We start from the raw sequence: 8,399 nt of genomic DNA on the forward strand, positions 1-8,399 counted from the left end.
AGCGCGTCGCCGCCTCAAGAGGATCCGCCCGTGAAGGATGATGTTGGCCAATACCAGACTCACCCCGTCACCCTGCTCCAGCCGGACCCGTCATCTGAATGGGTCTACCACTGCGCGATGAGCCTGCTCAAGCTGCCCGCGGACGATGCGATCTCCGAGCAGCTTGCCTACATGGGTGAAACCTCCGACATCGACCGGTCCTGGATGATCGAGTACCGCCCGGACATGCTGCGGCTGCGCAATACGCATGAATGGTGCCGTGGCCAGACCGCCCCTTTCGTCGCCGAGCTGCAGGATGTGCCCACCACGCTGATCGCCTGGCTGCACCGCTTCATGGTCAAGGGCCAGGCAGTCGCCATCCACGACGTCAACGACCTGCCCCGCACCGCGCGCACCATCCAGGCCGAGTTCCAGCGCCAGGGCAACAAGAGCGTGCTGAGCGTACCGGTCTGCCATGACGGCAAGCTGCAAGGCATCATCGGCTTTGACACCACGTTGCGCCACCGGCACTGGTCCGCCGCCGAGGTCGGCGCCCTGTACCAATGCGCGAACCTCATTGGTCAGGCCAAGTACGGCAGCGGCCGCACCCGTGCGCCGCTGGGCAACCCTGCCGCGTCAGTGGTGTACCTGAGCATGCGCGGCGTGGTCCGCGGCGTGCAGCCGGAGGCCATCGTGGGCGTGCGCTCGGCCGGCAATTACAGCGAAATCTGGCTCGAGGACGGCTCGATGGTGCTGGATTCGCGCGCGCTCGGCGTCTGGTCGACGCTGCTGCCCGAGCAGACATTCTTCCGGGTGCACCGCACCGCCATTGCGAACGCGTTGCATGTCATGGACGTGGACCGCAGAAGCGTCGACAAGTGGCAGATCCGCATGCGGGCCGTGGACGACACCTGGCCCGTGTCCCGCGCCTATCGCAAGCCGCTGCGCGAACGCATGGGGCTTTGAGCCCGGGTTTGCCGGTTGCGGCGCCGCCCAATATGCCATTCATCATGCGGGAATGTTGTTTCGTCCTGGCGCAGATGGCTGCGTCGGCGGTTTTTGGGATCATCGCGGCATGCGGATGGGACACTCCCAGCCGCGCCGCTCCGAGAGAACCGCATGCTGACGTCCCGCCTTCTGCCGCGCATCTCCCTTCTTGCCTTGAGCGCTGTCTGCGCACTGGGCGCGGGCCCCGCCCGGGCAACCGACCTCGCCCTGCAGGATGCCGTTTCCATGGCCGGCATGCAGCTCTACCTGAACGCCGGCGCGCCCGCGCTGATCATCGCGGCGGTGCGCGGCAATGACGTCGTTGTGCAGGGCTATGGCGAGACCGCGCCCGGCAGCGGCGTCGAACCCGACGGCCAGTCCATCTTCCGCATCGCGTCGGTGTCCAAGGTGTTTGCCGGCGATGTGCTTGCGTCCTTGGCGGCCAAGGGCAAGCTCAAGCTGACCGATCCGCTTGCGAAATACGCACCCGAGCATGCCAAGGTCGACGCCAACGGCCGGCCGATCACGCTGCTGGACCTGGCAACGCATTCGGCCGGCCTGCCCCGCGAGTTGCCCGATCCCGACGCCAAGCCCTCCGACAACCCGTTCAACGCCTTCGACCGCGCCTATTACTGGAAGTGGATGGGCACCCACAAGCCGGCCTATGCGCCGGCCACCACCACGCTGTACTCCAACCTGGGCTATGGCCTGTTGGGCGACGCGCTGGCCAAGGCGGGCGGCGCGGACTATTCAACCGTGCTCGCCAACGAAGTCTTCAAGCCCGCCGGCATGACCGACGCCACCAACGTGCTCACCGAGGCGCAGAAAAAACGCCTGATGACCGGTCTGGATCCCTTCGACAAGCCGGATCCCAATGCCGTTGCGCCCGACATCATGTACGCCAGCGCGGGAATCTATGCCACGGCGGACGACATGGTGCGCTGGATGCGTTGGCATCTGGATGGCGCCCGGCAAGCCCGCGAGGCCGCGCTCCTGGCCCACACGATGTGGCTGCCGTACGACGGGCTGAAGTCCGTCGTGGGCACGGAAGTCACGGATGGCGACGGCATGGGGCTGGGCTGGGTGGTGACCCTGCCGCGCAACGGCACGCCGTTTCTGCTGGGCAAGAGCGGCGGCATCGGCGGCTTCATGTCCTACGCCGTCCTGTCGCCCAACCGCGACCTGGGCGTGTTCGTCGTCGCCAGCCGGGTGAACTTCGGGATGTTCAACAACATCCATGCGCAGGTGCGCGAACTGGCGGCCGAGCTGGGCCGGTGATGCGGCGCCTTCGTGCGCCGCGCCTGGCCGCGGCGGCGCTGCTGCTGGCGTGGGCCGCGCAGGGCGCGTGGGCGCAGCAGGCGCAAGACATATTCAAGACCGAAATCTTCCTCACGCCCTACAGCGACCTGTCGGACGGCGACGACTCGTATCCACGCCTGAACGGCAGATTTCTGCTAATGACGGGCTACACGGGCTTTTTTGGCGTGCGGGACGACAACGGCCAGCTGCCTCGCTCGCACTGGAGCAGCGTGCAACCGACGGCCGAGGCGGCGCTGGTGCTGCAACTGACGCGGGCGTTCTCGTTCCGGACCAAGGCAACCTTCAACTCGTCCACCAACGACACCAAGGACAACGCGTTTTCCGATCTGGGCGCGAATCTGGACAACCTGTTCGCCGCCTACACCGCCGACAACTACGCGCTGTACGGCGGCAAGATGGACCTGGGATTTGGCGACGCCTGGCACGTCGTGGACGGCCTGTATTCGGGATTCAACGAGAACTCGGAATTTCGCGGCTCGATCGGTGTGGGCGGACGCTACACCCTGGACACCGCGGGCCGCGGCGCGCACTCGGTCGCCGTCATCCTGTTCAAGCGCGACAACACTGCCATGAACCGCCGGTTCAGCCTGGACGGCGGCCTGCTCGGGCCCGATGAACCGCCCCTGTTCAGCGACCAGCTCAAGTCATTCGTCGTGTCGTACGACTTTCGCGATCTGCCCGGATTGCCGGGCGTCTCGGGCGGGGTGGACGCCGGCCGGCTGCACCTGGATCCGGACCAGGGAAAAAGCGCCAACACGGTGTCGGCCCGCCTGAGCTACGACGTGCCGCTGGGCAACGCATGGCACCTGAACTGGTTCAACGAAGCCACCTACTCCAGCGCCTTTCGCGGCGCGCCGGTCGCCAACGGCAATGGCGTAACCTCGGTGTCGTTGTCTCGTGACCGCTGGCAGGTTACCGCGACGGCCGCCGCGCGCAAGCTGACCGGCGGCAGCCAGACACTGGCGCGGCATGGCTTGCAGGACGGCACGGATTGGGGAGTATCGGGCGCAGTCACCTACGTCACGCCCTTGGGATTGATCGTGCAGGCCGGGCTGACGCATCAGCGTGACCAGGCCCTGCGCATCAACCAGGGCGTTTTCCGCATCGCTTACCAGGCAGGATTCTGAGGCCGACATGAACAACACCATCACGCGCATTACCGCAACGATCGTTCTGGCCCTGGGCGGCGTCATGCCGGCCGGGTCGCAGCCGGTGCCGATTACCCGCGCCGACTACCCGCCGGCGGACGCGGTCGCCATCCCGGCCGGCAGCCGCGAACGCGCCGTGCGGGACTTGCCCGGCATCGTCACGGACATCATGAAACGCAGCCAGGTGCCCGGCCTTGCCGTGGCCGTCGTCATCGACGGCAAGACCGTGCTGGCGCAAGGCTACGGCACGCGCGAAGCTGGCAAGGACGCGCCGGTGGATGCCAACACCGTGTTCCAGATCGCGTCCATCTCCAAGTCGTTGTCGGCAACCGTCGCGGCCATCGAAATCACGCGGGGCAAGGTGGCGTGGGACGATCCCGTGTCGCGTCACCTGCCCGGCTTTGCGCTCAGCAACGCCTATGTGTCCCAACACGCCACCATCGGCGACTTCTTCGCGCACCGCACCGGGCTGCCGGGCACGGCGGGAGACGATCTGGAAGACCTGGGCTTTTCCCGCAACGACGTCATCGCGCGCCTGCGCCTCGTGCCGCTCACCCCCTTTCGCACGTCGTACCACTACGCCAACTTCAGCACCACGATAGGCGCCGAGGCCGTGGCCAAGGCAGCGGGACGACCCTGGGAGCAGCTTGCCGACGAGCAGCTGTTCAAGCCGCTGGGCATGGCGTCGACGAGTTACCGCCATGCAGCCTTCGAGGCCCATGCCAATCGCGCCTTGCTGCATGCCTACCAGAACGGCCGCTTCGTACAGGTGGGCCAGCGCAACGCCGATGCCCAGGCGCCCGCGGGCGGCGTGTCCTCGACGGTGGTGGATCTGGCGCAGTGGCTGAAGCTGCTGCTGGCCAACGGGCAGCACCAGGGCAAGCCGCTGGCCGCCCCCGGCGCATTGCTGCCAGCGCTGTCGCCTCAGGCCTTCAGTGCGCGCGCGCCCGATGTGGATGCGCGTTCCGGCTTTTATGGCTATGGATTCAACGTCAACACGGAGACGGGCGGACGGCCGTCGATGGGACATTCCGGCGCATTCCTGGTGGGCACGGGAACGACGTTTCGCATCGTGCCTTCCGCCGGCATCGGCATCGTCGTGCTGACCAATGGCGCGCCGGTGGGCGCGGCCGAAGCCGTCGCGGCCACATTCATCGACACCGCGCTGTACGGCCAGCCGAGCCGCGACTGGTTTGCGGCGTACCACGGCGCCATGAAGGTGCTGTTCGAGCCGCAGGCCGATCTGACCGGGAAAGCCGCCCCCGCCAAGCCCGCCGCGGCCAAAGCCTTGCCGCAATACGCCGGCACGTTCGACAACCCCTATTACGGCCCCGCCCGGATCGAGGAGGCGCAAGGCGCGCTGACGCTGGTTCTTGGTCCCAAGGACATGCGCTTTCCCGTGAGCCACTGGGACGGCGACACGTTCGCCTTTTCGCCGGCCGGCGAAGCCGAAATGATCGGCTCGCGCGCATCGATTGTCTTCAAGATGGACCAGGGGCGGGCCCAGGGCTTTGACATCCAGTATTACGATGGCGCCGGGCTGGGGCGCTGGGTCCGCAAGTAAAGCGGGCGGGCGCGGGTCGAATGTCGACATTCGCCGGATCGCGTTCCCCCATTCCCGCCACCACACGCTTCGGGCTACAGTGCCCGTTCATCGGAATCCACGAAGGATCGAGCATGGCCGACGACAGCACGCTTCTCAACGACAACGCGGTGTACAGGACTTTGCTGGAATCGACCAAGGCGATTCCCTGGAAGATCGATTGGGCCACCATGAAGTTCGCCTACATCGGCCCCCAGATCGAAGCGTTGCTGGGCTGGCGCGCCGACAGCTGGGTCACCGTCGAGGACTGGGCCATGCGCATGCACCCCGAGGATCGCGAGTACGTGGTGAATTTCTGCGTCTCGCAATCCCAGGCCGGCATCGACCACGAGGCCGACTACCGGGCGCTGACTCGCGACAACGGTTATGTCTGGATCCGCGACGTGGTTCACGTCGTGCGCACGGAAACCGGAGAGCCCGAAGCCTTGATCGGCTTCATGTTCGACATCACCGAACGCAAGAAAACCGAGGAAAAGCTGCTCAGCCTGCAGAAAGAGCTGGAGGTCCTGTCCTTCAAGGATGGCTTGACCAACATCGCGAACCGGCGGCGCTTCGACAGCAGTTTCGAACTGGAATGGGAGCGTGCGCGCAGCGAGGGCCAGCCCCTGTCGGTACTGCTCTTCGACGTCGATTTCTTCAAGCAGTACAACGACCTGTATGGCCACACGCAGGGCGACAAGTGCCTTATCGAAATCGCCGAGACGCTGAGCCTGGCGCTGGACGGGCCGCGCGACCTGGTTGCGCGCTACGGCGGAGAGGAATTCGTGGTGCTGCTGCCCGAGGCCGACGCCGAGGTCGCCCGCAAGGTCGCCGAACGCTGCCAGCGCCAGCTTCAGAAAAAGGCCATCGTCCACGCGCTGTCGCCGCACGGCAGGCGCGTCACGGTCAGCGCCGGCGCGGGCACGGTGTCGCCGGCCGGCCCGGTGACGGCGGCCGACTTCATCAAGGGCGTGGATCAGGCGCTGTACCTGGCCAAGAACAACGGGCGCAACCGCGTGGAGCATGTGCAGGTGGGCCAATAGCGCCAATCCGCCTTTTTCACCCGTAGTTCCCCGTATTGCAGTGCAGCAAAACGTGCTGTAGTGGCCGGGTGGAGGGCGCATTCCGCGCCCCCGTCGCGTGCCCATCATGTCCAAACTCAGAAATCTCTCTCTCCGGAGCAGCCTGACTGCACTGGTGCTTTTTTTCATCTTGATGCTGGTGGCCGTCGGCGCCATCGCCATGCAGCAGCTCTGGAGCATCAGCCAGAAGCAGCGCGCCATGTACACGGAAACCGTCATGCCGCTGCGCGTCGTCGTCGACGCCGCCCGCCAAGGCGCCACGCACTTCCGGCGCATGTACGTCTACATCTGGAACACCGATCCGCAAGCCCGGCAGAACGAACTGCGCCTGAACGACGATTCCGAGAAATCGGTGCTGCAAGCGCGTGACCGCCTACAGCAGGAGCAGGACCCTGCCCTGCGCGCCCTGGGCGGCAAGCTGGCCGACACCTGGACCCGCTACAAGGCGGCCGTGAACGACGTGAAGGGACTGGCCGACCGCAACGATCCGACCGCGATGACCGTGCTGCACAAGGACTCGGCCGAACTGCACGTGGCCGCGCGCAATATCCTGATGGAAGCGGCCAAGCGCCAGGAAGAGCTGGCCCGCCTGGATACCGAAGACGCCGCCGCGGCAGTCGAACGCACGTTCTGGACGCTGACCGCGCTCATCGTGCTGTGCGCGCTGATCGGCAGCACCCTGGGCCTGGGCCTCGTGCGTTCCGTCATGCGCCGCCTGGGCGGCGAACCCGCCTACGCGGCCCAGATCGCGCAGGAAGTCGCAAAGGGCAACCTCGCCGTGCGCGTGCAGCGCCGCGACGGCGACCAGACCAGCGTGCTCGCCAACATGGACGCCATGCGCGCCAACCTGGCGCAACTGGTCAGCCAGGTGCGCCGGTCCAGCGAATCGATCGCCACGGGCGCCACCCAGATCTCCACCGGCAATACCGATCTCAGCCAGCGCACCGAAGAGCAGGCCGCCAACGTCGAAGAGACCGCCGCCTCGATGGAAGAAATGAACGCGGCGGTCAAGCAGAACCTGGAGTCCGTGCAGATGGCCGCCAGCCTGGCCGGCTCGGCCAGCGAAGCCGCCGCGCGCGGCGGCCAAGTGGTCGGCAACGTGGTCAGCACCATGGACGCCATCTCCGCCAGTTCGCGCAAGATCGTCGACATCATCGCCGTCATCGATTCCATCGCGTTCCAGACCAACATCCTCGCGCTGAACGCGGCCGTCGAAGCCGCCCGCGCCGGCGAACAGGGCCGCGGCTTTGCCGTCGTGGCCAGCGAAGTGCGTGCACTGGCCCAGCGCAGCGCCAGCGCCGCCAAGGAAATCAAGCAACTGATCGGCGACAGCGTCGGCAACGTCGAAGCCGGTTCCAACCTGGTGGGCGAGGCGGGCAGCACGATGAACGACATCGTCACCCAGGTGCGCCGCGTGGCCGACCTGATTGCCGAAATCGGCGCCGCCGCGCATGAGCAGGGACAAGGCATCTCGCAGGTGGGCGACGCCATCAACCAGCTAGACCAGACGACGCAGCAGAACGCGTCGCTGGTGGAAGAATCCGCCGCGGCCGCGCACAGCCTGAACGCCCAGGCCGCGACGCTGGTGAAGCTGGTCAGCGTGTTCCGCCTGGCCGAAGACGAAGCGCCGCGCCCCGTGGCGCACGCGCAAATTGCGCAGGCGCGCCCCGCTCAGGCGCACATTGTTCAGGCGCGCGAGACGCAGCCCGAGCCGACTGCGCCGCCGCCTGCCAAGCCGCAACGCGCGCTGGCCAAGCCCAGCGCGTCGCGCCCGGCTGCGGCCGGCAAACCGGCGTCGCCCCGCCGCGCCGAGGCGAAGTCGGCCGCGCAGCCTAAGGCGCCGCTGCGCGTGCCGGGCGATAGCAAGCCTGCGCAGTCGAATGACGATTGGGAGAGTTTCTGATCGGGAGGCTTTGACTTGCCGCACAGTTCAGGCCCAAGTCGCCCACCAATCATCGGACACATCGGGCCTGCCATCCTTCTGGGTGTCAGGCCCGATGTGCGTTTTGGCCTCCTTGCAATGCATCGTCTGTGGTGAGGTTCGGCGAGAAAGCAGCAATGAAGTTACTATTGGCAACATTCATTCTTGCGAGCGCTCCGCGTTGCGAGCTTGCTCCCCGTTCATCGGCGGCGTCACTCCCGGCAGCGCCGCGCCTTACTGAAGATCCGTGCAGACCGATACCATTTTTCGATTCTGGCGTGCCATCGAAGCGTGCATTCCCCAACAAATCAACAAAGTCGCTCGCCGCCACAAGACTGCGCCCGTCTACAAAATTTCCTCGTCCGTCGCGCAGTTCCCCT

The 8,399-nt window shown here is 66.3% G+C and carries 7 protein-coding genes; 6 read left to right on the top strand and 1 reads right to left on the bottom strand.

Annotated features, from left to right (window positions below; genetic code table 11):
- Positions 1–30 precede the first annotated feature (30 nt).
- The 6 genes from KVT32_RS19430 to KVT32_RS19455 all read left to right on the top strand — a co-directional run bounded on the left by KVT32_RS19430 (position 31) and on the right by KVT32_RS19455 (position 8,001).
- Positions 31–945, top strand: coding sequence for a GAF domain-containing DNA-binding protein (locus tag KVT32_RS19430; protein ID WP_371825602.1), 915 nt, complete (start codon positions 31–33; stop codon positions 943–945).
- A gap of 153 nt (positions 946–1,098) precedes the next feature.
- Positions 1,099–2,244 carry a D-alanyl-D-alanine-carboxypeptidase/endopeptidase AmpH gene (ampH, locus tag KVT32_RS19435; RefSeq protein WP_152382475.1) on the top strand — a complete coding sequence of 382 codons (1,146 nt, stop codon included), beginning with the start codon at positions 1,099–1,101 and terminating at the stop codon, positions 2,242–2,244.
- Complete coding sequence (locus KVT32_RS19440) at positions 2,244–3,413, top strand: hypothetical protein (RefSeq protein ID WP_152382476.1); 1,170 nt, start codon at positions 2,244–2,246, stop codon at positions 3,411–3,413. The genes ampH and KVT32_RS19440 overlap by 1 nt, the downstream gene beginning before the upstream one ends.
- 7 nt (positions 3,414–3,420) lie before the next feature.
- Positions 3,421–4,998: a serine hydrolase gene (locus KVT32_RS19445; RefSeq protein WP_217618732.1), complete on the top strand. Its 1,578-nt coding sequence runs from the start codon at positions 3,421–3,423 to the stop codon at positions 4,996–4,998.
- A gap of 113 nt (positions 4,999–5,111) precedes the next feature.
- Complete coding sequence (locus KVT32_RS19450) at positions 5,112–6,059, top strand: sensor domain-containing diguanylate cyclase (RefSeq protein WP_152382478.1); 948 nt, start codon at positions 5,112–5,114, stop codon at positions 6,057–6,059.
- A gap of 154 nt (positions 6,060–6,213) precedes the next feature.
- A complete protein-coding gene (locus KVT32_RS19455; protein ID WP_371825603.1) occupies positions 6,214–8,001 on the top strand; it encodes a methyl-accepting chemotaxis protein in 1,788 nt (595 codons plus the stop codon).
- Positions 8,002–8,086: 85 nt separating this feature from the next.
- Here KVT32_RS19455 and KVT32_RS19460 read toward each other — a convergent pair.
- Positions 8,087–8,399 (bottom strand): hypothetical protein (locus tag KVT32_RS19460; protein WP_217618734.1); only part of this gene is annotated, 313 nt, incomplete at its 5' end.

This window comes from Achromobacter sp. GbtcB20 (assembly GCF_019091095.1).
Lineage (GTDB): Bacteria > Pseudomonadota > Gammaproteobacteria > Burkholderiales > Burkholderiaceae_B > Achromobacter > Achromobacter mucicolens.

What these genes read in the sequence shown, in the direction of transcription:
- ampH (WP_152382475.1), top strand. Translation starts at nt 1,099, where the DNA reads ATGCTGACGTCCCGCCTTCTGCCGCGCATCTCCCTTCTTGCCTTGAGC.
- KVT32_RS19440 (WP_152382476.1), top strand. Translation starts at nt 2,244, where the DNA reads ATGCGGCGCCTTCGTGCGCCGCGCCTGGCCGCGGCGGCGCTGCTGCTG.
- KVT32_RS19445 (WP_217618732.1), top strand. Translation starts at nt 3,421, where the DNA reads ATGAACAACACCATCACGCGCATTACCGCAACGATCGTTCTGGCCCTG.
- KVT32_RS19450 (WP_152382478.1), top strand. Translation starts at nt 5,112, where the DNA reads ATGGCCGACGACAGCACGCTTCTCAACGACAACGCGGTGTACAGGACT.